Origin of the sequence: Microcoleus sp. Z1_A1 (assembly GCF_036700305.1) — a bacterium.
GTDB lineage: Bacteria > Cyanobacteriota > Cyanobacteriia > Cyanobacteriales > Microcoleaceae > Microcoleus.
In genome coordinates this window covers 73,581-99,935 of record NZ_JAUBOR010000015.1, presented here as the reverse complement: position 1 = coordinate 99,935, position 26,355 = coordinate 73,581, and the positions used below count along the sequence as shown (strand labels likewise).

Genomic DNA, 26,355 nt, shown 5'->3' with positions numbered 1-26,355 from the left:
GCAGTACACCGTTTTCCAAATTCTACATTCTGCGCGGGTAGACTGCAAATTTTCGCCCCCGACTTCAGCATCCGGCGCTTTAGCTACTCAGTTAAATTAATCGGCAAACACACGGTAAATACTGTTTTACCGGGCCTCGACTCCACATCAATTTTACCTTGATGTTTTTCAATTATTTTTTTGACAATATCCAGTCCCAATCCGCTGCCTTCTCCCGCAGGTTTGGTGGTAAAAAAAGGCTCAAAAATTTTCGGAATAATCTCTGGTTGAATCCCCTTACCGCTGTCAATAATTTTTACCAAGAGGCTGGTATCTTGTTGTAGCGCGTCAATTGTTAAAGTCCCTTGATTGTCCATCGCTTGTAAGGAATTGTGAATTAAATTTGTCCAAACTTGATTGAGTTCATCAGGATAACATAGTACCACAGGCAATTTATCTTGATAGTTTCTGAACACTTCCACACCCTGCTTGATTTGGTTTTGGTAAAGAGTTAATACAGTTTCAATTCCATCCGTAATATTCACTTGTATTTTTTCCCCATTTACATCGTAACGCGCATAATTTTTCAGGGCAAAGACAACTTTGGCAGCGCGTTCAGTAGCGGTAGCGATGGTTCGGGCGCTTCTGTGAATGCTAGCAAAGTCGTAGGCTGTTTTTATAATATTTTCGCTGTCAGGATCTTTGAGCAACGACAAGAATTCTTGCAAATTTCCTTGCAATCCGATATTGACTAAAATGCTAGCAAGGCTGTCAGCATTGTCAAGACCTTCCGACTCTAGTTGCTGCTTCACTCCTTTTTTCAATACCCGTTTTTCTCGAGTAGATAAAGAGTAATTTTGTTGACTAGAACTGTACATCAAACGCAAGAAATCTTGCTGGCGTTCAGCAGACAGTTCTTTAAAAAAAACTGGCAAGCTTTCGAGATTGTTATCCAAAAAGCTGGTAATATTTCCAATAGACGACCGAATCGCTCCCAACGGCGTATTGATTTCGTGAGCAATGCCCGCAATCAGTTGCCCTAATGCAGCCATTTTTTCCGATTGCACTAATTGATTCTGAGTAGCTTGCAGTTGGTCTAAAGTAACTGTAAGTTCATTGTTTTTCTGTTGGAGTTTTTTTCGCAACTGGCACATTGCTAAATGGGTTTCTACCCTCACTAGAACCTCTTCCACCTGAAAGGGCTTAGTAATATAATCTACCCCGCCCACAGCAAAGGCTTTGACCTTGTCAAGTACGTCATTAATCGCGCTAATAAAAATTACCGGGATTTCGCAAGTTCGTTCATCAGCTTTGATCTTTTCGCAAACTTCATACCCATTCATTTCGGGCATCATAATATCCAGCAAAATCAAATCTGGAGGCATACCTTTGGCTGCCGAAAGCGCTAACTCACCGCTAGGTACCGGGCGAACTTTATAGCCCTTGCTGTTCAAAATTCCGGCTAGCAGCCGCAAATTAGCTGGGGTATCGTCAACTACTAAAATATTACCGCGATCGGTGCTAGGAATGTCGTTATTCATGTGATCTTGCTTGAGATATTAATTTTAAAAGTTTGTCGTACTCAAAATTTTCTATACAATTTGCGATCGCGCCTGCCGTTACTGCATCCTTTAAGCGAATTTGCTCTATCAAAGTATCAATTAAATCCATATCTGCATTCTGTATTGCTAGCTTTAAATCAGCTACCAGTGAATCAGGCAATTTTACGAAATCAGTCGCACTCATAGCGCGATCGCCCTCTTTGATTGCCGATAAATCACTTTGAGCCGGATCTTCATAAATATAGCGCACTCCGATATGTTTGTGCATAGCATCAAAAATATCGGGTTCCCGGAAAGGCTTCCTCATAAAAGCATCGCAACCCGCCGATAAAATAACTGCCCGTTCTTCCTCCAAAACGCTGGCTGTCAGCGCAATAATCGCAGTAGCTTGACCTTTAATAGTACCTTTAATGTATTGCGTAGCTTCGTAGCCGTCCATCACAGGCATTCTCATGTCCATCCAAATGAGATGCGGTTCCCAACTATCCCAAATCTCAATAGCTTCTTGACCGTTATTCGCTTCTTTTAGTTCAAAACCCAGAGGAGAGAGGATTTTAATTAACAATTGGCGATTGAGCGGTTTATCGTCTACTATCAAAATTCGATAGGTGTGTTGGTTGGGAACCAGGCCTATAACATTCCTGATCGGCTTTGGGCGTTCAATATCAGCCGCATCGACAGCAATAACTTGAATATCGAACTGAAAATTCGTTCCCTTACCAACAGCAGAACTGACGCTCATTTCACCGCCCATTAATTCCACAAATTTGCGACTGATGGGCAATCCCAAGCCAGTACCTTCTTGCGAATCTTTGCCTGTCTTGGTTTGCACGAAAGGTTCAAAAATATCGTCTAATTCATTGGTAGCAATACCGGGACCAGTATCCTCGACTTCAAAATGAAGGAAGAAGGAAGAGGTAGAAGCTGCATCGTCATTTGGGGTTGCAATGATTTGGTTGTTCGACTGACTGATTTGAGATATTTTAAGACCATTTATGGCGAAAAAATTTGTAGGTTTTGATACTGCAAAATCAGAAAAAATTCCCCCTTGTGCCTGCTGATTTCGGCCTAATGACTGCTTGCCAACTCTTACCGCTACACAGCCTGCCTCGGTAAACTTAAGAGAATTATTGAGCAGATTAATTAAGATTTGCCGCAACTTTAACTCGTCAGTTTTTATATATTGTGGCACATCGGGACTGCAGTCAAAAATCAACTGCAAGTGCTTGTCATCTGCTTTGAGTTGAAACATATCTTCCACGTCGTTTAGCAGGCGATAGAGGTCGAATTTTTGGGGATTGAGGGTGGTGCGCCCCGATTCAATTTTAGATAAATCCAGCACGTTATTAATCAGGGTAAGGAGGTGTTCTCCGCTGCTGCTAATTATGCTAATATTTTCTTGATGCTCTGGGGAGAGAGTTTGGCTGCGAGTCATCAGTTGGGAAAAACCGAGAATTGCATTGAGAGGCGATCGCAATTCGTGACTCATATTAGCAAGAAAGGTACTTTTAGCTTGATTCGCTACTTCCGCTTTGTCTTTAGCTATAGCCAATTCTGCCGTCCGCTCTTGCACTCGCTGTTCTAAAGTTTCAAAAGATTGTTGCAATTGTTGAGCCATGCTGTTAAATGACTTAGCTAATTCCCCCAATTCGTCGGAGCGTTCGCTTTCTACTGTTTTATCCCATTCACCTTTAGCAATATTTTGGGCTGCTGTATTTAAGCGCCAAATAGGATTTGTCACCCAGCGAGAAGTCAGAATGCCGATAACTAAAGCTACTCCTAAAGCTGCTAAACATAGCCAAATAGTAGTCTGGGTATTAGCATCTATTTCTTTGGTAAAATCTGATTCGGGAACAACTACCACAATCAGCCAGTCTAAACCTTTGCCATCTTGGAACGGTAGAACTTTTACAAATTGTCGCTTGTTCTCTATTTCAAAATTAAAGAGATAGGAAGTTTTTATTTGCTTTAATTCCTGAAAACGAACTGCTACATATTTAGCTGTAGCTTGAGTCGAGTGGTCAACACTCTCTTCTGCTTTGAACAGTTCTTTCTTATTATTATTGATGCGAAATGGTTGTTCGGCAGTTGAAGTTGCCAGTAAAGTACCATTCTTTTCCATAATAAATGCTTGCCCGGATTTGCCAATTTTGAGACTGTTTAAAAAACTCCCAATATGGTCTAGACGCAAGGCGCTAATTAATACTCCTTGTAGCTGATTGTTCTCGTATACAGGTTGGAGCGCACTGAGTATTAAGGTTGGTTCTAGAAACGAAATATAAACGGAACTCCAAGTTGGTTGTTCGAGATGAGCCGCATTTTTGTACGAAGGATGTTCGCGGATGTCAAAGTTTTTGACAACTGTTGCTAGGGTAGTGCGATCGCCTGTATCATTAGTATGGTAAGAATAAAAATCAAAACCAGTAGATTTGCCTGATAAATTAATCATTAGAGAGCCATTTGACAGTTTCTCTCCGGTTCGATAGTCTCCATTCTTGTTGCCAATGGAGGTAAAATTGATATATGGATATAATTGTACTTGGCGCCAAAGATATTTCTCCCAAGCGGATAAGTTGTCCATATTTAACAACCCGAGTTTGACAGCATCCAGCTTGGTTTGATTGATTTGATGGGGAGTTGTTAGGTAAACTTGCAGGTTTTGCTCGACCCGCAAACTCACCTCGCTCATTAACTGACTGGCAAGGTTATTAACTGCTTTTTGTCCGTTTCTAAAAGACAGATATCCTACGAGTCCCACGGCTCCCACGATTTGCAATACAAATGGAACTATGAGAACAGTTCGCAGCGATAATTTGTCTAAAATTTTAGAAACCATAAGATTGAGGGGTTTGGTGAACTTAGTCTAGAACCGTATTTGCACAACCTGTCTTAACTGCAGCACCATTTATTTACTGCCGATTAGCTAGGGGAATTGATGCGGGCTATTTTAGCTGTGGTAGATGCTCGACCCCGATCGCTTGTGAACCTAATGTTTGGTCGATTAAAGTCTATTATTTTACCCATTGTCGTATTATTGTTACCATTTAGGTAAAAGTTGCCGTCTCTGGCTGCGAGAATGGCCTGATACCCGATCGCGCGGGCGAGTTTAACCCGCATGGGTCAAGCGGTTTGGAGGCCGGCCAGGAAATTTGCGATCGGCACTCGCCATTTTCCGCAAGACGTGTTATACTTCAGAAAGTCGAGGGCACGTAGCTCAGTGGATAGAGCATCAGGTTCCGGTCCTGAGGGTCGGGGGTTCAAATCCCTCCGTGCTCACTTTGTATGTCGTTTGCGGAGTAAGGGTTTCAGGTTAATTGTATTACCGATAGTCCTATTTTCCGCTCAAATTTCGCTCCCATCTGTTCCAAGTATCTCCAAAACCACCTCCATATCTGCCAAGTTTGCGCCGGACTTTTTGCGCCGCGCTTTCAACTGGTTGAGCAAGTCGGCTGGCTCTGGAAAATCTGCGACGGTCGGAGCGGAGTTTTCCAATAGCTCCGTGCTCATGTAGATTTATAGAATGACTGATTTTGATAGACCGGGGACAAATTTTTGTCCTCGGCCTCAATTATTGTGATTTAAGCGTCAGTGTCAAAAATTGAATCGCCACTGTACTCGCAGGTCGCGGACTGATTGCGCCCCTGTTGCTTGGCACGGTAGAGTGAACGATCGGCAAGCGCAATCAAGTCAGCCGATGATAGTTCCGAAATCGGAATTAAGTTGGCGATACCCATACTAATAGTAACTACATCGCTCACATCAGAGGTTTTGTGAGGAATATGTAAAGCTTGAATAGCAGCGTGAATCCGTTGGGCCACCGAACTCGCTCCTTCAATATCTGTATTAGGCAAAATGATGGCAAATTCTTCTCCGCCGTAACGCGCCACTAAATCCGCCGGACGGTACACCACCTCTTGCACCGTCTGAGCAAGTTTGAACAGACAACTATCCCCCATTTGATGACCGTAGGAATCATTATAACGTTTGAAATAATCCACATCAAATAACAAAAGAGAAATAGGTTTTTTTTCCCGGTATAGCCGCTGCCATTCATGTTCTAAGCGGTCATTAAAACAGCGACGATTAGCAATTTGAGTCAACCCATCAATATTTACCACTTGTTCTAAGAGATGAGTAGCGCGCGCTAGTTCTTCGTTAGAGAGTGCCAGTTGTTGATTAATTTCTCTCATCCGCGCTTGAGCCTGCTGCCTTTCTGCCAATTCCTTCTGCAATTTCTGAAAAATATCCGCTTGTTTAATGGCGATCGCTAACTGATTAGCAATCTGTTTAACAAGGTCAACTTCAAATTCTTCCCATTGCCGAGGAGCAGAACATTGATGAATACATAACAACCCCCACAAATCTTGTCCATTGAGCAACGGCGCAACTAAATTAGCCCGAACCGGAAATTGTTTCCAAAGAGCGCGGTAACAGTGTTGAAGGTCAATATTATTGATATTTTCTACTATCTGCGTTCTCCATTCTTGATATGAATCAGGATATTGTTCACCACAACAATGGTCGTTAAATTGATTTTTGCTTACCAATTTACATCCTTCGCCTACGGATTCTGAAACAAACTCACCATATCCAAATTTACTATCAGGATCGAACTTAAATATGCCGACGCGCTCGGCATCAAGAAACAAGCGAATATCCTGCGAAGCAATCTCAAAAATTGTAGACAAATCAAGAGATTGACGGATGTGTTGAGTAATTTCTTGAAGTAATATCGCCTTGTCGTACTGTTTCCGCAGAGCGATTTCTGCTTGCTTTTGGGCGAGAATAGCTGCCTCTGCTGCTTTTTTTGCTTTAATAATTTCACCTTCGTATAGGATACGCTGGCGGATACAGATCAAGATGCAATTGTTGACGAAGCTTCCTCCTTTCTCCCGACGCACAGCGTTGATCAGCATCGGTATATCACTACCCTCCTTTGACCTTAATGAGAAGTAAATTTCCTCTACTTTACCATGGAGCTTCAACAGGGGGAAGAAATGGGTTTGATAGAAAATCCGGCTGGCCATTGGCAGAATGAATTCCATCTTCTGTCCCCGCAGTTCATCGGTTTCGTATCCGAGTAATTGCAGTAATGTGGCGTTGACCATTACGATCGTACCATCGTCAGCAAACGAGAGGAATCCACAGGGTGACGTGTTGAGTAGCTCGTCTATCTGGTAGGTCATGTTTGCCATACAAATCAGGTAGTATGAGGTACACTCACATACTCCTTAATCATCTCGATCGTCTCTTGTGGATGACTCAGGTGCGGGCAATGTCCCGTAGCTTTCATCACCCGTAGCGTACTTTTAGGTAGGTGGCGGTGGAGGTAATCCCCTACCTGGGTGGGAGCAATCACATCATCAGCGCATTGCAATATCAGTGTAGGTACTGATGCCTTGGGTAAATCACTGCGATTGTCAGAGTAAAAAGTTACCTCGGCAAAGCGACTTGCAATCACCGGATCCGTAGAGCAAAAACTTGTCTCAAGTTCCTCCGTTAACTCAGGACGATCCTCATTCTGCATCACCATTGGCGCCAGAAAGCTTGCCCAACCAATGTAATTTTTCTCCATGATATCGAGGAGATCCTCAATATCTTTGCGCTCAAACCCTCCGTAATAATTTGGTAAATCATTGATGTAGCAAGGTGAAGGCCCTACGAAAATCAGGCGATTAAAGTAATTAGGAGCTTGAATTGAGGACAGAAGGCCGATCATACTGCTGACAGAATGACCGACAAAAATTACATCCCTCAAGGCTAATTGTTCACAGATATCGAGGACATCCTGAACATAGCCATTGAGGTCGCTGTACCGTTCATAACTGTAGGCACTAATATCAGACTGTCCCGAACCTACATAATCAAATAGGATAATTTTGTAATCCTTCTCGAAGGCCTGTGTTACGAAACGCCACATATTTTGATCGCACCCAAATCCATGAGCAAACATCATCGTCTGGGTGCCTTGTCCTAAGACTTTTATATTATTCCGTAAGAAAATTTTTTTAGTCATTTGAGCGAGACGAGCATTAAATTAATTATAAGACTTTTGCGCGCTTTCATGAGGGACGATTGCTGATCCCACATAGTGGTAGACAACAATTCAGGATGTCGGATTAATTGAATGGCAACCTCAGCAATGGCAGGCTTCCTCAACATATAACGCTGCCCGATTTCCTAGGCGATCGCTTGTAACGATTCCCATTTCGCTGGGGCTTCCATTCCTTCAGCAATTATGCTGAGATTTAACCCCTCTGGGATTACAACTATGGGTTTTTGAATTCCGCGATCGCTCGGATCGCTGGCTAAATCGCGGACAAATGAGCGAGCAATTTTGAGCGACTTCACCGGAAAATTTTTCAGGTTGTTAAAAGCAGAATAGCCAGTCGCAAAATCCTCGACATAAATCCCCATACCATGCTTTGATAATTTGCTCAAAACATGGTATGTAATGTCAACATTAAGCATCATTACAGTTTCCGTAATCTGTAGCTATAGATATTTCGGCTTCATCTCGGTGCGCTCAAGGATGCGATCGCTCTTAGCGATTAAAGTCGGCTGGGTGAGTTGACGTGCCGACAGATTCACCGCGATATTAGGAAGAATTAGTCCTGCTGCTAGCCACTGCTGATATTGCCCACAAGCTTGCTCTAAAACCCATTTGCTCTTCGGGCAAAATCAATCTAGTTTTTTCGGCGAGGGGAATACATCGATGGCGATGAATCCAACCTACTTCAGGAGAATGCCCTCCTCCTACTATAACTTTAACACCAGCAAGGCTACCTGTTTGCAAATCGAGTAGAGACAGGATTTTATGATTTTTGAGATGTCATTGAAATATACAATTTATAGAAACAACAGCTTACCCCTAGATTTTTACCACAACCAATTTAGTGGGATTACTATAGCAAAAGGGGGTGATGAAGAAGGCAATAAAAGCTCCTATTTCAGCAATTAAGAACCTGCCAAATATTGTCGCGGTTGCTATAAATGTTCACAAAATCCTCAAATTAAAAAAGTTGGGTTTCCTAGCTCAACCCAACCTACTTTTAACAACGAATTACTGCTAACTCTCAAATATCCTCGTCGTCTTGACCTTGCACACCCTGGAGAATCCGCGATAGCTCACTCTTCTCATTAATCGTAATCCGAGTCGGAGAACCGCTGATAATCCGTTCGTAACCACGGAACGAATCTTTAATTTGTGGGCCTCTTTCAGTAATTGTGTATTCCCGGATTCCTTTGTCGTGCCACGAACCGCGCATCTTAAACACATTAATTGCCCGCGACATTTCTCCTCGAATCTCTACATACTGCAGCATAATAATTGTGTCAGTAATCGTAGAAATATGGGAGTCGGTAATCGAATTAGAACCCATAAACTGGTCGCTTGTATTCGTAAAAAAGCCAGTGATTTCTTCCTGCTTCGCAAAACCTGTCACTCCGATCACAAATTGCCTGAAAGCATTATTGCTGACACCCCTAGCTAAAGCCGACAGCGAGTCTATAGCAATTCTAGAAGGTTTGAACTCCGCAATTTCTGATTTAATAGTCTGCAAGTGGTCTTCCAAACCAGCAGATTCCGGGTAAGTACACAGCAGCTTCAGCATTCCTTTCTGTTCCATTTCCTCAAAATCAATGCCCCAAGAATAAGCATTGCGGAACAACTGAGCTCGCGACTCTTCATAGGCAAACAGCAGCGCCCGATTGCCGTTCATACAAGCATTCTGCAAGAACTTGCTCACCAACAGCGTTTTGCCGGTTCCCGTTGCACCCGTAGCCAAAATAATCGAGTCTTTGAAGAAGCCGCCACCGCACATCTCGTCGAGAGTTTTATCGCCCGAAGAAACCCGCACGTTGGAAGACTTTTGAGTTAATCGCATCGCCCCTAATGGGAAAATATTAATTCCGTCATTAGTCATAGTAAAAGGATATTCGCCCTTCATATGAGTTGTACCGCGCAACTTCAAAATTTCGATGGTGCGGCGGCGGCGTTCTCCTTCCAATACGTTGCGAACAATCACCACATTATCCGACACAAACTCTTCCACTCCAAACCGAGCCACCGGGCCGTATTCTTCCACCCGTTCCGTCGTCATAACTGTAGTTGCTCCGACTTGTTTGAGGCGCGCAACTAAGCGAAAAATTTCTCGGCGCACCACCGATGCAGCATCGTACTGCTGAAATACGGCGGTAACAGAATCTATTGAAACCCGCTTGGCTTTGTACTTGCGAATGGCGTACTGAATTCGCTCGATTAAGGCTGATAAATCAAAATTTCCTACGATATCTTGACCTTCTGGATCGGGGGAAGCGTCCAAAATAAATAGCTTGCCTTCCTCGATTAACTGTGCTAGATCCCAACCGAAACTGCAAGCATTTTTAATAATATCTGTCGGAGATTCTTCAAAAGTTACGAACACTCCAGCTTCGTCAAAATGGGTAATTCCATTATAGAGAAATTGTACGGCAAATAAAGTTTTTCCCGTTCCTGATGTGCCACTGACTAGGGTGGTTCGGCCGATGGGCATTCCGCCGTGACTGATGTCATCGAAACCCTCAATCATCGTGCGAATTTTTTCAACTCCTGCCGTTACCAATCCTTCTCGTTTAACCGTTTGACTAATTTCATTCATGTCGATTTTTGTCAACTCTCAGTATTCTTTAGTTGTCACTCATTAACCGCGGATCGTGAGTCTTTGTACCCAGCTTTTAGTTTTGGCTCTTGCTCAATAACTAATGACTGCTGAATGCTGACTAATGACCCCGCCCAAAAACCGATACCGTGCCACGTACTCCTGTCGTGGAAAGATAGAAATTTTAGACTTTTGTTCAACCTCCCAGATTCATCTGTGGAGTAAATCTAAAATCTAAAATCGTTCGACGATCGCGCGACTCGACGCTTCGACGCTCGCGCTCGCCGAACGTTTGACGCCAAACCGAAGTCTCAAATCTAAAATCGACTGACTCTTACCTGATTATCTTATGAATTCAGGTCTTCTTCGCGAAGTTCTTCATAGAGCAAATCTAATCCTATCAGAACTTTCTCACGATCGGACAAATCGCCAATAATTTTTCGCACCGGCGGCGGCAGGATTTTGGCCAGCGTCGGGGTTGCCAATATTTTGTCCTCTTCTGCTAGCTGAGGGTTTTTGAGAACATCTATGACTTTCAGCGCGTAGACACCTTGAAATTCTTGTTCTAGGATGTCCTTTAGGGTTTTCAAAGCTCGCACTGAGTTGGGAGTATTCCCCGCAACGTATAGCTTCAGAACGTAGGTTTTCTTCAGAGGACTCATGAACTTTTTTAAATGTTGAGTATTAGTTGTCAGATGTTAGTTGTAGTTGTTATTTGTCTTAAATCCGCTGTTCTTTGTTATTTTATAATAATTTCAGCCTCACGCTCGATCGGCAGTTGGTCGGCTCCTTTATTTTTTGTTAGATTCTACCTTCTACCTTTTGTTTCTTCAATTATGCCAAATCCCTGCTACATTCTACCTTGAGATGTCTCTTTCGGAATCGATCGCCGATACATCTCGCACATATGAGCGATCGCGTCAATCAGGGTCAAACGGTAATCTAGCAATATTTCCTCGCTGCGCCCTTCTAATTTTAGCTGTTTAGCAAACTCGTCCATCAATTCCATGTGAATTTCTACAATTTGAGTCACGGGAACGTCAGCAAAAAAAGCCAAATTCACAAATTCATCTATTTGATTGTTGACGGCAGCATCTTGAGAAAAGTAATTCAAAACGATGTCGCGATAACTTGACTTGAGTTGCTCCAAAAACTTTTGCTTTTCGGGGGCCGACAGATTTTTCAAAAAAATCTGAGAATTTCTTTTATAATACACACCTAAGTATCCTAATCGCTCCCGTAATTTTTCCGCCAGTCGCCGCTGCTGTCGGCTGAGCAAACTTTGAGCAGTCAATTGGGCTGTCGCATCGACGGTTACGGATTGGTAATTGACAGGAACCGGAGTTGAAAGTTTCAGAAATTGTGCGATCGCCCGATCGATAGCGGCAGCTATGGATCTCGATCGAGCGATTGCCAGTTGCACCTCAGCAGGGTGATAAAAAAAAGCACAGCTTTCGTCTTGACTCTGGTTGGCGGTACTGGCTGCGGCCTCAAAACCATCTGAATATGGTGCTTCGGGCTTGCCATCTACCTGCGCGTGAGGCGAAAAAATCACAGCAGGCAAAAAGAGCGATCGTTCTTGCAGCTTCCCCAGAAGCGATCGCAGATCCCCATCCACCTCCAAAACCAAACAATCAAGGTGATAATTGTGTTTAAGGAACCCCAAAAGCTCCACTGCCGACTTAATGTGCGTTAAAGTATAGCGTTCGCCTCTCAAAAGCTCGATCGCAGAGGCTGCAATTTCCTCAGAGCGGACAAAAATACCGATAGACAGTTGAGGAAGCAAAGCTGTAGGTGCACCACCTAAGTTGCCTGAAAGTGCTGGATCGCTCAGAGTTGATATCTCCTTTACAAAAAACTTAACATTTTAACAATCATCTCAACATTTATTTTAACCAATCTTAACCGCAAAATAAGTGATGCGCTTCTACCAGAGGAAGAATCAAAGTGTACTCCGTGGTTTTTGTGTCAAGCACCCTGAGCGTGATTTCTGCAATTAAGCTTAAGCCTTAAAATAATTGCTAGTCGCCTCAAATCAGGCGTAGGCATCGAACTCCCCGGTCTCGGTGCGGATAACGAGCCTGATAGCGAACTGATATAAAACAAATAAGATACAGAAATTCGCAGCTACATTGAGCATCAAAAATATTACTGCTCTCGCGAGCAGACTTTCAGGTTTGTTATGCCACTCACCACCCCCAGTCTCAAAAATTTTATCGAGCCAGTGCCGCTGTGCCTCCAAACGAGTGCGCTAGAATCGCTGCAGTCAATTTTCAGCTCCTGTAACTGCGATCGAGTCGCAGTAGTCAACGAACAGTTACAGCCGCTGGGATTAGTGTACCTCCGCAGCCTTTGGGCTTGGGGAGCCGATCGCACAAACGACGGGCCGCAACCTTTGTCAGAAAGCTCGATCGCGATCGAACCAGTCAGAGCATTACCCGCCACTATGAGCGTCAGGGAATTCTGGGAGTACCTGCAAACAGAAGAACAGAACACCCCAGCCCAGCCAAACCGCCAAACCGCCGGCATTTCATCAAACAACCCGATCGCCGTCACAGATGCCAGCGGTCAATTTTTAGGAATGCTAGACAGCCTGAGCCTGCTGCAATTCGCCGCACTCAACAGCAGCTCGCTCTGCAGCCTCACAGAGCAGGAAACAGCCGTCAAAGAAATCGAATTAAAACCGGTTTCCGAAGCCATCGCCACGGCCCTAGGCGCTCAAGTACGCTTTTTAGAAGCAGGATTGAAACCTTCGGAAAACCTCAACTCCCTAGTTGAACTGTTGGAAAAACTGCCCCTGCCCCTGAGATTGCAAACCCCAACCGCACAAATAGTCAGTCAAAACGCAGCGTGGCGGATTTTGCTGGGAGCAGGCCCAGAACCAGTTCCCGAACCAGCAGCAAATTTGGGTAAACACTCGCCCCGCAAACCAAGCAATTTAACAAGCGAATACAAGAGCGTGCAGTTTGAGGCCATCACCAAAGACTGCAGGAGCCTAGTAGGAGCAACTAGAGCGGGCGATTCCCTGCGGGATAGCTTCGCCGCGCGTGATTCAACCGCAGCCACCAGTTGCCCGCTGCCCCTGTACGCCGCCGCCTCCCCCTCAACATTAACCGCTCCAGCTTGGTGTCCCATGGCCGGCAAACCAGACACCTACATTTGCGAGTGCCCCGTACAAAAAGGTCAAGAACGGATCTGGCAATTTGTCAAACAGCCACTCTCAGACAAGCTAATTTTAGTAATGGGACAAGATGTCACCGAAGAACATTTAGTCGCCAAAGAACTAGCAGCGAAAAACGCAGATTTAATCCACCTCAACCGACTAAAAGACGAATTTTTATCCTGCATCAGCCACGAACTAAAAACCCCCCTCACCGCCGTCCTCGGTTTGTCCAGCCTCCTCAAAGATAAATTGATCGGAGAACTCAACGATCGCCAAACACGCTACGCCAAACTAATCCATAAAAGCGGGCGGCATTTGATGACAATAGTTAACGACATTTTAGACTTGACCCGGATGGAAACCGGGCAGCTAGAACTAATTCCCGAAGCAGTGGAAATAGCATCAACCTGCCAAAGAGCCTTTGAACAAGCAAAACAACTGCAACAGCAAGAAGAAAAAAACCCTCCCGCCCCCAGCAAAACGGACGGTACAGCCAACGCAGAACCATCCGCCCAAATAGAATTTACACTCGAAATAGAACCGGGACTGAGCCAATTAATTGCCGACGAACTGCGACTGCGGCAAATGCTAGTTAACCTCCTTTCCAACGCCCTAAAATTCACAGAAATCGGTGGCAAAATCGGATTGAAAGTAAATGTTTGGGAAGGCTGGATCGCATTCACAGTTTGGGACACTGGCATCGGCATCCCCGCCGACAAACAGCACCTAATCTTTCAGAAATTTCAACAGCTAGAAAGCCCCCTCACCCGCCGCTTTCAAGGAACCGGACTGGGACTGGTACTGACTCAACGCCTAGCTCGGCTCCACGGCGGAGACGTTTCGTTTATTTCCTCAGAAAACCAAGGCTCTCAATTTACCCTGCTGCTGCCACCAACTCCTCCGGGAAACAGCAGCGAAGAAGTCCCGGCACCGGGAGCCGCTGAGGAAGAATTATTAAAACCCCAATATCAGATTCCGATCGCCAATTCTCGCTCTCGTTTAGTATTAATAGTCGAAGCAGTTCCCAAATATATCGAAGATTTAACCAACGTCATCTCAGGTTTGGGCTACCAAGTAATAGTGGCCCGTTCCGGCACCGAAGCGCTGGAAAAAGCCCGCAGGTTTAGTCCCGAAGCGATTTTCCTCAACCCGCTGCTGCCCCTGCTGTCGGGTTGGGACGTGCTGACGCTGCTCAAGAGTGACCCGGATACCCGATCGATTCCGGCGATCGTCACGGCCACCAGAGGCGAAAAAGAACGGGCCAGTGTCAACAGGGCCGAAGGCTTTTTGAGCTTGCCGGTGGAAGAACCCGCTTTGCGGCGGCTGCTGGCAGACTTGATCGGCCACAGTAATGCTAGTAGCGCCAAAGTAAGGAGTTCTTTAACCGTGTTGTGGCTCAGCCCGCAAAACAGTTCGTCTCAAGGTTCCGCTTTACTGCTCAACCCCAACTACTGCCGGGTTTTAGAAGCAGACGACCTCGGCCAAGCAGAACTCGTGGCCCGAATTTGGCGGCCCGATGCGATCGTCTTAGACGGTACAAGTCAACTGCAAAACCCCTTAGCTTTTATCGAACAGTTAAGTCGGTCTCGAAATTTGGGTTCTCTCCCCTTGGTGACTTTAGACTCCCGAACTACGCAACTGGCAAATCAAGTCAAAGGATTGTCCGTATTTCCCTGTTTAGCCACTAGCAGTCCCGACGACGGTGAAACTTCACCAACCGGGTTAATGCCAAGTGCTTTGTGGCAAGTAATTCAAGTTGCTGCGGGCATGAGTTGGAAGCCCAGCATTTTATTTGCCGACATTTCGACTTTACCGGATTTGCACTCCTCTTCTGGGGGGAAGCCGACGGGAGAATTGGAACATGGCGATCGATCGACCGCGGCCGAGATTCCCCTCCCCAATTCCCAGTTTTCTACTCCCAACTTTCAAGCTTTGATTCAGTACGTCCAAACCGCAGGATTTCGAGGGTCGATCGCTCCCTGCTGGACAGAAGTTTTGCAGCAGTTGCAATATCAAAGCGTTGACTTAGTTTTGCTGTGCTTGCGAGATGCCCCCTCAGAATCCCCCGCTATGTTGCAGGCGCTATCGAACCTGCGGCAAATGGCAGTAAAACTGCCAATTTTAGTCTGGGATTATCGATCGGCTGTAAATTCGGAATCCGAGGCGATCGACTTTCTACTGGAAGAAGTATCTGCCAAAATTTTGCCTTCTTCCCTATCGGCAGCACAATTGTTAGACAAAATTCAACAAGCTTTATTAACTCACTAAAATTTTTGAAAATGAAGGATTTACCAGGTTTAGATTGAATAATTTACTCCTTTATAACCAGTAAAAACAAAAGAGTATTTAGGACAAAAAAAAGGATTTTTTAAGTTTTAAAATATAAACCGCGAAGCGTTATTTATTGACTCATTTAAGTTGCTAATAACTCATAATTGTGCCTATTTGTAGTGAGGTAATCAGTCGTGTCTAAAACAGTGAATAAAAACGACAATCCAGAATGTAAACATAATTTGAGAAGTATTTAAATGAAAACCAAAAAGTGTTGCGAGTCAAGAAGCAATATCAAAACTCAAAAATATGAGTTATTATAGGCGATCGAGAAACCCTTATATTTTTTTCTGGGGCTGTACAGTGCCTAATCGCATTCCTTTAATATCTCTGCTACTCGCACTCGGTTTGGGGGCAATGCCCGAGCCTGCTGTTGCACAGGCACTCCTGCCTTACACCCTGCAAATCGACTCGGCCCAACTCGAACAAACGGCATTGAGCCTTGCAGAAGAAGCCGTCCAGCTAGCCAGACTCCAGCAGTACCAACTAGCGGTACCCAGAGCCGAACTCGCCACACAGTTAGCCCCCAAAAATGCTCAAACTTGGACTTTGTTAGGTAGCTTGTACCTTCAAGTCGAGCAGTTTGACAAAGGCATTGAAGCTTTGGGACAAGCTCAATCTCTGTCGCCCGAAAATCCATCAATTAAATTTGTCTTGGGAGAAGCTCACTTTCGGAAAGCGAACTACGAGAAAGCAGCCGAATATTTGCAAGCAGGATTAAAACTCAAACCAGACACTCCAGGTGCATTATTTGATTTAGGCAATGCTTTTTATAAGCTGAAGCGGTTCGATCAGGCGATCGCCCAATACGAAAAAGCCTTTGCTTTAGAAAAAAATCTTTGGCCTGCTGTCAACAATATCGGATTAGTCAAATACGAAATGGGGGATGTTGATAGCGCCATCAAACGCTGGCAAGAAGCGATCGCGATCGACGACAAAGCAGCCGAAGCAATGCTAGCTCTAGCAGTAGCATTCTACACCAAAGGTGACAAAGAAAAAGGCTTAGCGATGGGAGAAGCAGCTCTGAAACTAGACCAACGCTATGCTACCGTAGAATATCTCAAAGAAAACCTCTGGGGCGATCGTTTAATCGCAGATACCCAAAAGTTGCTAGCCACTCCTGAAATCAAAGCAGCACTGACTAAAATTCAAGACGCCCCACCCCCTCCCCAACTGTCGCCTTAATTGTAGTTAAGTTTGTAGTGAGGACTTAAGTCCTCAAAGCCTTTTTTAACTGAGCACCAACTATCTTATTCACGACTAAGACCAAAAAATAGTTGAATACGTTATGGGTAGGGGTAAGGTGCGCGCACAGCGCACCCTACAGATAGAGTTGGTGCGTAAGTTCTATTATTGCCACGAAGCAATTGCTGTCTTCAATTCTCCAATCTAAAATCTAAAATCTAAAATCTAAAATCCCATGACCCCCCTAAGCTGGAAAGAACTAGAAGCCCTCACAGACTTTGAGGTCGATCGCACAAACGGCCCCACCAACGCTCAATCCCGCTTGCGCCTCTTCGGTAAAACCGAATCCGATGTGCGAGTCACCCTGTACCGCGATAACCATGCTTGGTGTCCCTACTGCCAAAAAATCTGGTTGTGGCTGGAAGAAAAAGAAATCCCCTACCGTATTGACAAAGTTACAATGTTCTGCTATGGGGAAAAGGAAAGCTGGTACAAGCGGAAAGTGCCTTCGGGAATGCTACCGGCGATCGAACTAGACGGCCGCATCATCACCGAAAGCGATGACATCTTAATCGCCCTCGAACGAGTCTATGGCCCCTTGGGTTTGGGCATGGAAAACCCCGCAGTCATACCCATGCGGCGGTTAGAGCGACTGCTGTTTAGGGCCTGGTGCTCTTGGCTGTGCTACCCAGCAAGTTCAGCCAAAGTAGAACAGCACAACCGCAACCAATTTATCAGCGTCGTCACCCAGGTAGAAGCAGCCTTGGCTAGCACTCCGGGGCCTTATTTCCTCGATGAATTTGGCACTGCGGATGTCATCTTTACGCCCTACGTCGAACGGATGAATGCCAGTCTTTACTACTACAAAGGCTACTCGATGCGGGAAGAAAACCCGCGCTTTGCTGACTGGTTTGCGGCGATGGAAACCCGCCCTACCTATCGCGGCACTCAGAGCGATTTTCACACCCACGTCCACGATTTACCGCCTCAGATGGGCGGCTGTTATGAAAACGGCGAACCTCAGATGCTACTCAATAAAGCCCGCGTGGATAATGGGCCTTGGGCTGGACTCCCGGATGTGATGTATCCAGAACCGGAAACCTCTCGCGCTGAAGCACTCCATCGCGTCATTAAGCACCAGCGCAACATCGTTCGAGTCAATCCTGCTGATGACAACTTATTTGATGAGGCTTTGCGTTGTGCTTTAACTTTGATGATGACTGGCGAAGTTTGTACGCCGCCGCCTGGTTCTGATTCGGCTTTGCGGTATTTGCGCGATCGGGTGAATGTGCCCCGTGATATGTCGATCTACGCGGCCAAGCGATTGAGGGAAGCGTTGGAGGAAACGGCGGCTTTGGTGGGTGATGGCCAAGGTTCTCCGATTCTGCTGAAGCATCGGCGAGATCAAGATCCGGCTAATTTTGTGTAGGATTCTAGGGCGATCGCGTGTTAAATTAACTTTTGGTAGCATGGTTAGTGATTACTTTTGCCAGCGCGATCGCATCCAAACACAAGATAATAGAGTCAATTTTGTTTGAGAATACGATTATTGAAGATGTATTTTTGGGTAACAGTTGGCGGTCTATTCAAATGCTTCTCTTAACACTGTTTGCATCAGGTCTTCTGCTAATTGTTTTCGGTGTTTGATTTGTGATTCTAGTTCGTCTATTATTTTCATTAAATAATCAACTTTTTCCACTATTGCTTTTTGTTCTGCAAGGGGTGGAAGGGGAATAAGCATATTTCGACATTGTGCTAGTGAAATATTATCTTGACCAACAACTCCTAATGTTTGTATTTTCTTGATTTCTGAACCTTCATTTAAAAAAATATATATGTATTGATTAACAGATTTTTTCATACAGCGAAAAATTGCTAGTGCTTGATTAATATTCCATTCTTCAAAATCATCTGGTACAAGAGCTATTTTTCCAAGAGGTGGACCAACAATATTCATAAGTACATCACCAGGATATACTTTTGATCGGCTTAATCTTTGATGCGTAGTTTTTTCAATAAATTGTGGTTTGTAATAAAAATCTATTTTTTGATTTACAATATTATAAACTTTTAGATATGGTATTTCACCGCCATCTTTAAATTCGCTGCTACTAGGAGTTGTTCCTTTTGTGATAAAATCGCATATTTCCCCTAAACGACACCAAACCCAACTATCAGGTAAAGAAAACGGGATTTCATCGGGTGAAATTTCGGGGATAGGTTTTTCTTTTTTGAGTTTTCCATCAGCTATTAATTGTTCTTTTTCCGCTTTGATTTTGGCGAGGAGTGCGGCTGCATCGGTGTCTGGATTCCCTTTTTGGATTGGGTTTTGTTTACGCCATTCTGCTGTTAATTGACCAGAAATAGCTTCTTGTAAAATCGCCTGTTTTAGTTGATCAATATATTTTTCTTGATTAAATAATTCCTCGTTAAAATTATTTATTAATTGGGTTGTTTGTCCATTTAAAAATAATATTGTTGATTGTTCATCAATCAAAGGAATAAATAAGTCATGATTAAGAAAAATCTGTTCATTCAAATATTTTCTATGAGTAATACCACTACTTGCTCTTTCACAAAGATCGTAGAAAGCAGGAGAATTTGTATATTTGTTAATCCATTCTACTGTGGTTAAAGAATGATTTATATCATAAGCCCAAAAATTACCTGTTATTATTGCACCATCAACATCATCTCCCGCAATTCCAAAAGCACCATATCGAGCATCAATTTTAGACATCAAAAATTGTCCAGATTTCAGGATAAATTGTTTTTTTGTTCCAATTTTCTTCCCAATTTCTTTGTCTCTTAAAGATACTCCTTGATGTTTAGTTCTAATAGTTACACGCTTGTATTCTTTTTGATCTTCTATTTCAATTGGTATTTTTGAGCGAATTAAGAGATCGCTGATTTTTACTTTTTGCCATTTACTCATGAAAAATACCTTCCTTTAATAAATCTAAAATTCTATCACTTTCCTTTAAAGAATTATGCAACATATCCAACAACTCAACCGAACTATAACCCCTTTCAACCTCCGCAACATGGGGATTTTTCACATCTATATTAAAACCATTTTTCTCTAAATCCTCAAAACTTACCCGCCATGCTTGCTCATTTTCCTCTCGCTTATGCCACCATTGTTTTAAAGACTGAAACTCATTTTTATTAATCGGTTTCGTCTTAGAATACGCCTTCACACCTGACGGTAATTGATGTTCCCAATACCAGATTTCCTGAGTCGGTTTACCTTTGGTAAAAAATAACAAATTTGTCGCCACAGACGCATAAGGTTGAAATACCGAATTAGGTAAACGGACAATAGTATGCAGATTACAAGACTCTAATAAATGCTGACGAATCCGCGCCTTTACCCCATCCCCCGTTAACGATCCATCAGGTAAAACAATAGCAGCCCGTCCGCCATCATGCAAATACCGCACCATCAACAATAAAAACAAATCTGCGCTTTCTGTAGTACGATAACTCATCGGAAAATTATCCTGTACCCCATCAGTCACCGAAGCCCCAAAAGGTGGATTTGCTAATATGACATCAACCCGATCTTTATCACCAATAGAAGTATATTCCCGATTTAAACTATCAGTATATTCAATATTGGGAATTTCAATTTCATGCAGAAATAAATTTGTCACGGCTAACATAAAGGGTAAAGGCTTAAATTCCATCCCCTTAATCGTTTTTTCTAATGTTACTAAATCCCGTACATCATCCAAGCCTTGCAAACGTAAATGATTAATCGCACAGGTCAAAAAACCACCCGTACCACAAGCAGGATCGAGTACAAATTCTCCTAACTGGGGATTAACCATTTCTGTCATAAATTCAGTTAAAGCGCGAGGCGTGTAAAACTCCCCATAAGCGCCCGCAGTCTGAAGTTCCCGCAAAATAGTTTCGTAAATATCACCGAATAAATGACGATCTTCCGAACTTTCAAAATCAATTTCATTGAGACTATTCAACACCTGACGAATAATAGTCCCATTTTTCATGTAATTATTCGTACCCTCAAAAATCTCTCGGACAATCATCGCCCGTTTATTCCCGGTGCTAATATCAAGGGATCTCAAAGTGGGAAACAATTCTTGATCGATAAAATTCCGTAATTCATCCCCCGTCATTCCTTCCTTATCCGCCGCCCAATTACACCAGCGCAACCTTTCAGGAATCGGGGAAACAAAATCATCCCTAAGCAATTCTAACTCTGAATCACTAGCATCAAGAATTTTGAGAAATAGTAACCAGCCCAACTGTTCGATCCGTTGTCCATCGCCAGACACCCCCGGATCTCTCCGCATAAAATTACGCAGACTTTTAATATTACCGCCCAGATTTTTCATGCTGCTACTTGATACAATTCAGACATCAATTCCCGCAAAGCTGAAACATATTGAGGTTTACCCCCAAATCGTTTGACGATCTCCCCTGGAGATCCAAATTGCTTGAGTGGTTCTAATTTTAGCACAGCAATGTCTTCAATATTTTCGATCCCATCCGTAGCATATTTTTCTAAAAGAGCCTCTAACACCGCTCGCGCCTGTGACTCATACTTAGTAAAATAATCTCGTTTTTTGACATTTTCTGCCCGTTCCCTGCGAGTTAAAGGGGGACGATCCCAAGCAATATGACAAATCAAATCGAATAAGTCCAAATCTTTTTTAATATCCCTCTGTAAATTCTCAACAATAATATCATGTTCTCGCAGTTCTGCAATCAAAGCACTTTTTTTATCCGCTTCATTCCAACGGGCTAAAAATTCATCTAAACTGCTAAATTCTCGCAGCAAGTTCTGTTTAGTATAATCTTTTAAACTCGTTGTCACCAAATCCCCATTATCATTGAGATATTGAATCCGCTCATTTAAGATTGTTACATCTACCCCAGCAATATAAACTTTACCCTGTTTTTCTGTAGTAATTTCACCAGCAAAAATAATTGTCGGTTTTAGATTTTCAGGAAGATCATTATTTTGATCAAAATTAACTATTTCGCCCGTCTCCTGATCAATAATTTCACCTGTCAGATCACCGATAATATTCTCTGGTGTGAATTCCTCATCATCCCGTATTTCCTTAATCATCACCGGATCACCATCAAAAGCTCGATCCGAAAACAGATCCGTAACATTTCTAAAATCCATAATAGTGAAAAATCGCTTATCAAACTGTTCATTAATTCTTGTTCCACGTCCAATAATTTGTTTAAATTCGGTCATAGAACGAATATTAGAATCCAGTACAATTAATTTACAGGTTTGAGCATCAACCCCCGTCGTCATTAACTTAGAAGTTGTCGCAATCACCGGATAACGTTCTTCTGGATTAATAAAGTTATCTAATTCCAGTTTGCCTTCCTTATCTTCTCCAGTAATTCGCATTACATATTTATAATTTTCCCTGACTAAATCTCCTGCTTCATTGGTGATCGCTTGTCGCATTCTCTCCGCGTGTTCTACATCGACACAAAAAATAATAGTCTTTGAGTAAACATCTGTTTGTCGCAAAAAATCCATCACTCTTTTAGCAACAGCTTGTGTCCTTTCATCAATGACTAAATTCCGGTCAAAATCCTTGGAATTATAAATCCGATCCTCGACTAAATCCCCTGATTTATCTAGCTTACTCGCTTCGGGGCGATATCCTTCTAAATCAACATTTAAACCGACTCGAATCACCTTATAGGGTGCGAGAAAACCATCATCAATTCCTTGTTTGAGAGAATAAGTATAAATCGGATCGGCAAAATATTCAATATTAGAAACTTCCTTAGTTTCCTTTGGAGTTGCCGTTAATCCGATTTGAGTTGCCGAACTAAAATACTCTAAAATCTCTCGCCATTTACTATCATCAGCAGCGCTACCTCGATGACATTCATCAACTATAACTAAATCAAAAAAATCGCGGCTAAATTCTCGATAAGCATCAGCATCTTCATCATCATAATTAACCAAACCCTGATACAAGGATAAATAGATTTCAAACGCGGTGTCAATTACTTTCTTTTTAATTACTGTCATTTTATTTTTAAAATACTTAAAATCACCCCGTTTGGTTTGACTAATTAAAGAGGTGCGATCGGCTAAAAATAAAATTCGTTTTTTGATGCCATTTTTCCATAGCCGATAAATAATCTGGAAAGCCGTGTAAGTCTTACCCGAACCAGTTGCCATCACCAATAGTAAACGATTCTGACCTTTGGCGATCGCTTCTACAGTCCGATTAATCGCGATCTGCTGATAATAGCGCGGCTGGCGACCTTGAGAATCAAAAAAGTAATCAAAGCTGGCTATTTCTTCCGCTTCAGACGTTTCAATCTGCTTAAATTTCTTGTATTTTTGCCAAATCTCATCAGGACTCGGAAAATTATCAAGGCTTAATTCTCGCTCAATCAAACTAGAAAAGCCAGATTTATCATGCTCTAAAAAACCATCCCCATTAGAACTAAAAGCGACAGGTAAATCTAAAATATCTGCATAGTTTAAAGCCTGCTGCATACCAGCACCAAGAGGATAAATATTTTTTTTAGCTTCAATAACAGCAATCGGTATATTCGGTTTATAATAAAGAATGTAATCAGCCTTTTTAGCCTTACCCCTTTGGGTTAGATTCCCTTTAACATAAATTCGACCATCAGTAAAATAAACCTGTTCTCGGACTTGCTTGCTAATATCCCACCCCGCTAGAACTAAAGCAGGTAAAATATACTGTGTACAAATATCCTGTTCTGAAAGCTCTCGTTTATTAGTCATCTTTTATGTCACCGATTTTAACTATAGGAGGAAGATTTTCTACTGCTTGAAAAGGATTTAATACCAATAAATCCAAATCACCCGTAACAATTACATTGGCATTACCACTAACAGCCAACTCTAAAAACTTATTAGCATTGTCACCTCCCTGGCAACCGCCACCAAGACAGTAAGGACGTTCTAGATCGCTCAAACAATTGCCTGGAATTGCATTTTCACATCGACTTCTTCGTTCTTCCTTCTGCTATAAATCCACTCAGAATGTTAATCACGCTAATTTGTCTAGTTTTTTATGAGCGGTAAAAAGTTAAGCTTTTAAGCTTAACTTTTTACGGACTGATATCTAAGCAACCTCTACAAACACACCGCTTCGAGCAAACTCCTCTTCTTCAGGACTAAAGACTGGAGCTCGATCGACAAGGTCAGGGTCAAAGTAATATGTCTCTTGTAGGAATTGTCCGGTGACGATCGCCTCCTCCAACTCCTTGATGTAATCTTGGGCAACTAAGCAGGCCTCCTTGATGCCTTCCTCATCCCTCTTATCCAGCAGCTTTTGCAAAGTTGCTCTCACACCTGTCAGTCGTGCCGCGGGCTTGAGCATACCGTAGAGGCGGTACATCCGATCGGTGGCAATGCTAATGTGTTTGAGGGCTTTGGCTCGTGCTAGCTCAGAGTCAATGCTGGGCCAATAACGAGTGGTGTAGAATGCTTTCTCATCCTTGTGATACCACTCCTCCGATCGCGCAATTGATGAGGAGACAGTATTGTGCAGCTTCCAGAAGAATAAGCGCAGGGAAGCGCCATCTACTACCGTGGACAGCTTCGCCTCCATTGATACCTCAAAGTCATTCAGACGCGGGTCGCGCCCAAGCACAAGGTACTCTACAGGGTACATTTCCACCTCTTTATTCTGCACCACGTAGGCGTTGAGGTGGTGGCGGCAGTAGGGGCAGGGATACATAGTGGCAAACAGCTTGAAGAAGTCCTTGAAGATTGCCACCAGAGTTTTTTGCTGTTGGGGGGTTTTGGTAGAGACGATTTCAGCCGTAGTGTGGAAGAAACGCCACACCGCAGGGCCAATATAGTAAGGGAAGCTGACGCGCATTTGTGAATTCTTTATTTCACTGCGATCGATATACACGTCGATGAACGATACGTATTGCGAGAGTTCGCCAGACTCGCGCCCAAACTCCAAGCGTTCGCGCCGTTTCTGTACCCCATTCAGGTAGTTGTGCGTCAAGCGCCATGCCTGTTTGAGCATTAGCTTCTGTTTTGGAGCGCATTTGGGAAAGCTTTCTACAACATCCGCCCCATAGCGCCCAAATTCCCCTGACGTTTTAGTCGCTTCGTACCACTGGTTTAAAGCCACTTCGTCAGGAACCGTATTGAAGGGGATGTCTGCTGCTGTGCTGACGCTGAAAGCAGCCAACAGCTTCGGCATAAAGTCTTCATACCAATAGGCGACTGGCATCATCGCACCATCAATTTCCTCTGAGGCATCCGAGAGGATGACTCGGTTCCACTTCTTCAGGTACTCTTTTGGATCTCCTTCAGATTTGGCTGGTGGCGGTGCCATTTCCTCACTCAGTTCCATTTTTCTCAATCGGTTGAGTTCGTTGATGGCAAGCACACCCTCGGCGATGTCACGCAAGTTGAGACTCTTCTTCTTGATGGTGATGGCAAACTCGACTCCCGCGGCAAACTTTTCCTTGGCAGTTGCAGACTTACCCCGCGCCTCCAACATGGCTTTTTGTTCTGCCAACATTTCGGGAGTTTTTTCTATAGTCTTCCAGTTTTTGATGCGATCTTGTAGTCGGGCATATTCATCTTCGAGCGATTTAACTACTGCATCCAATAAAGGGTTGCACGCCGACTCTACTACACATAATCCTTTATAAAGCCCGATCGCACATCTGACAAATTGCACAAAATCAACGATTCTGTATGGCAAGTTTCTCACGCGCAGGTGAGTCTCGTGGTTGGCGGAAAAACTCTCGCGGAAGCTGCGGTAGGCTGCTCCCTGGATCAGACGAAACAAACCAATCTGCATCTGCAAGCGGGACGTACCGCGCTTGTTCTCAGCTTGTGGGTGTTGCGCGAGTAGTTCTTTTAGGCGCGCTATTTCTGGATTGCTATCAGTGGGTGCTTCTTCTAGATTAGGTTCAATAGTGGCAGAAGCTGCCTCATTGATAGCAGTTGCTGTAGTTGCGATCGCAGCCGCTGTACTGTCTGAAATCTCGGTTGTCTGTGTGCTGACAACCGGAACCGGCGAGTCTTGATATCCTGTTGTGAGCTCTGACTCATCCGGTACCAGTTTGCAGAATTCCTTAAAGTCTATTGAGGCATCGCCGTCATGATCTACCTCTTTGATGATCTCATCGAGCTCTTGCTCTGTCAGCCCAAACTGGCTCATCACACCCTGCAGCTCGTTTTTAGTGATTTGACCGCTACCGTTTTCATCAAATACACTAAATGCCATTTTGAGACGACTCTGGCGATCGCCCTGCTGGGACACCATCAGCATTTTGAATTCATCAAAATCGATACTGCCAGACAAGTCTACGTCCACTTCTTTGATCATGTCGCGCAGCTCGGTTTCGTTAGGACTCTGGCCTAGCGATCGCATCACTTGACCCAGTTCTTCTGATGAAATAGCACCGCTCCCGTCCGCGTCAAATACTTTAAAAGCTTCCCATAACTTTGCCACATCTTCTTCAGTCATGGCTT

At 43.7% G+C, this 26,355-nt stretch carries 18 protein-coding genes and 1 tRNA gene; 4 read left to right on the top strand and 15 right to left on the bottom strand.

Going from position 1 to position 26,355, the window contains the following annotated elements; all coding sequences use genetic code 11:
• Nucleotides 1–83: 83 nt before the first annotated feature.
• The 3 genes from QT973_RS12685 to QT973_RS12675 form a co-directional block, all read right to left on the bottom strand.
• The gene (locus QT973_RS12685) at nt 84–1,520 is read right to left on the bottom strand and encodes a response regulator (RefSeq protein ID WP_333209128.1); all 1,437 of its coding nucleotides are present in this window, start codon (nt 1,518–1,520) and stop codon (nt 84–86) included.
• Nucleotides 1,513–4,377 carry an ATP-binding protein gene (locus tag QT973_RS12680; RefSeq protein WP_333056789.1) on the bottom strand — a complete coding sequence of 955 codons (2,865 nt, stop codon included), beginning with the start codon at nt 4,375–4,377 and terminating at the stop codon, nt 1,513–1,515. Before QT973_RS12680 ends, QT973_RS12685 begins: the two co-directional genes overlap by 8 nt.
• A gap of 83 nt (nt 4,378–4,460) precedes the next feature.
• Nucleotides 4,461–4,658 (bottom strand): hypothetical protein, encoded by a 198-nt coding sequence (locus QT973_RS12675; protein WP_333056790.1) that lies wholly within the window; start codon nt 4,656–4,658, stop codon nt 4,461–4,463.
• Between the two features lie 86 nt (nt 4,659–4,744).
• On the opposite strand from QT973_RS12675, the gene QT973_RS12670 reads away from it, so the two are divergent.
• Nucleotides 4,745–4,817, top strand: a tRNA-Arg gene (locus QT973_RS12670).
• Between the two features lie 66 nt (nt 4,818–4,883).
• On the opposite strand, the gene QT973_RS12665 is transcribed toward QT973_RS12670, so the two are convergent.
• The 7 genes from QT973_RS12665 to QT973_RS12635 form a co-directional block, all read right to left on the bottom strand.
• A complete protein-coding gene (locus tag QT973_RS12665) occupies nt 4,884–5,048 on the bottom strand; it encodes a hypothetical protein (protein WP_333056791.1) in 165 nt (54 codons plus the stop codon).
• Between the two features lie 71 nt (nt 5,049–5,119).
• Nucleotides 5,120–6,736, bottom strand: a complete 1,617-nt coding sequence (locus QT973_RS12660; RefSeq protein WP_333056792.1) for a diguanylate cyclase domain-containing protein — start codon at nt 6,734–6,736, stop codon at nt 5,120–5,122.
• 5 nt (nt 6,737–6,741) lie between these two features.
• Entirely contained in the window at nt 6,742–7,557 is an 816-nt protein-coding gene (locus QT973_RS12655; RefSeq protein WP_333056793.1) for an alpha/beta hydrolase, read from the bottom strand.
• A 164-nt stretch (nt 7,558–7,721) separates the two neighbouring features.
• Entirely contained in the window at nt 7,722–8,030 is a 309-nt protein-coding gene (locus tag QT973_RS12650; protein WP_333056820.1) for an EAL domain-containing protein, read from the bottom strand.
• Between the two features lie 587 nt (nt 8,031–8,617).
• Nucleotides 8,618–10,180, bottom strand: coding sequence for a circadian clock protein KaiC (gene kaiC / locus QT973_RS12645; protein ID WP_333056794.1), 1,563 nt, complete (start codon nt 10,178–10,180; stop codon nt 8,618–8,620).
• Nucleotides 10,181–10,527: 347 nt separating this feature from the next.
• Nucleotides 10,528–10,842, bottom strand: a complete 315-nt coding sequence (gene kaiB / locus QT973_RS12640) for a circadian clock protein KaiB (protein ID WP_006632119.1) — start codon at nt 10,840–10,842, stop codon at nt 10,528–10,530.
• 188 nt (nt 10,843–11,030) lie between these two features.
• Nucleotides 11,031–11,966, bottom strand: coding sequence for a circadian clock protein KaiA (locus tag QT973_RS12635; RefSeq protein ID WP_333056796.1), 936 nt, complete (start codon nt 11,964–11,966; stop codon nt 11,031–11,033).
• 396 nt (nt 11,967–12,362) lie between these two features.
• Between QT973_RS12635 and QT973_RS12630 the strand changes: the two genes are divergently transcribed.
• From QT973_RS12630 to QT973_RS12620, 3 genes are all read left to right on the top strand, one after another.
• On the top strand, nt 12,363–15,611 hold the full coding sequence (locus QT973_RS12630) for an ATP-binding protein (protein ID WP_333391449.1): 3,249 nt from the start codon (nt 12,363–12,365) through the stop codon (nt 15,609–15,611).
• A gap of 366 nt (nt 15,612–15,977) precedes the next feature.
• Nucleotides 15,978–16,859: a tetratricopeptide repeat protein gene (locus QT973_RS12625; RefSeq protein ID WP_445300589.1), complete on the top strand. Its 882-nt coding sequence runs from the start codon at nt 15,978–15,980 to the stop codon at nt 16,857–16,859.
• Between the two features lie 235 nt (nt 16,860–17,094).
• Nucleotides 17,095–18,288 carry a glutathione S-transferase family protein gene (locus QT973_RS12620; RefSeq protein ID WP_333391447.1) on the top strand — a complete coding sequence of 398 codons (1,194 nt, stop codon included), beginning with the start codon at nt 17,095–17,097 and terminating at the stop codon, nt 18,286–18,288.
• Between the two features lie 153 nt (nt 18,289–18,441).
• Here the strand turns inward: QT973_RS12620 and QT973_RS12615 are convergent, their stop codons facing one another.
• From QT973_RS12615 to QT973_RS12595, 5 genes are all read right to left on the bottom strand, one after another.
• A complete protein-coding gene (locus tag QT973_RS12615; RefSeq protein ID WP_333391445.1) occupies nt 18,442–19,794 on the bottom strand; it encodes a restriction endonuclease subunit S in 1,353 nt (450 codons plus the stop codon).
• On the bottom strand, nt 19,787–21,220 hold the full coding sequence (locus QT973_RS12610; protein WP_333391443.1) for a class I SAM-dependent DNA methyltransferase: 1,434 nt from the start codon (nt 21,218–21,220) through the stop codon (nt 19,787–19,789). Before QT973_RS12610 ends, QT973_RS12615 begins: the two co-directional genes overlap by 8 nt.
• The gene (gene hsdR, locus QT973_RS12605; RefSeq protein ID WP_333391441.1) at nt 21,217–23,628 is read right to left on the bottom strand and encodes an EcoAI/FtnUII family type I restriction enzme subunit R; all 2,412 of its coding nucleotides are present in this window, start codon (nt 23,626–23,628) and stop codon (nt 21,217–21,219) included. The genes QT973_RS12610 and hsdR overlap by 4 nt, the downstream gene beginning before the upstream one ends.
• Nucleotides 23,621–23,821: a hypothetical protein gene (locus tag QT973_RS12600; protein WP_333391439.1), complete on the bottom strand. Its 201-nt coding sequence runs from the start codon at nt 23,819–23,821 to the stop codon at nt 23,621–23,623. Before QT973_RS12600 ends, hsdR begins: the two co-directional genes overlap by 8 nt.
• 150 nt (nt 23,822–23,971) lie before the next feature.
• A complete protein-coding gene (locus QT973_RS12595; RefSeq protein WP_445305694.1) occupies nt 23,972–26,350 on the bottom strand; it encodes an EF-hand domain-containing protein in 2,379 nt (792 codons plus the stop codon).
• Between the last annotated feature and the right edge of the window lie 5 nt (nt 26,351–26,355).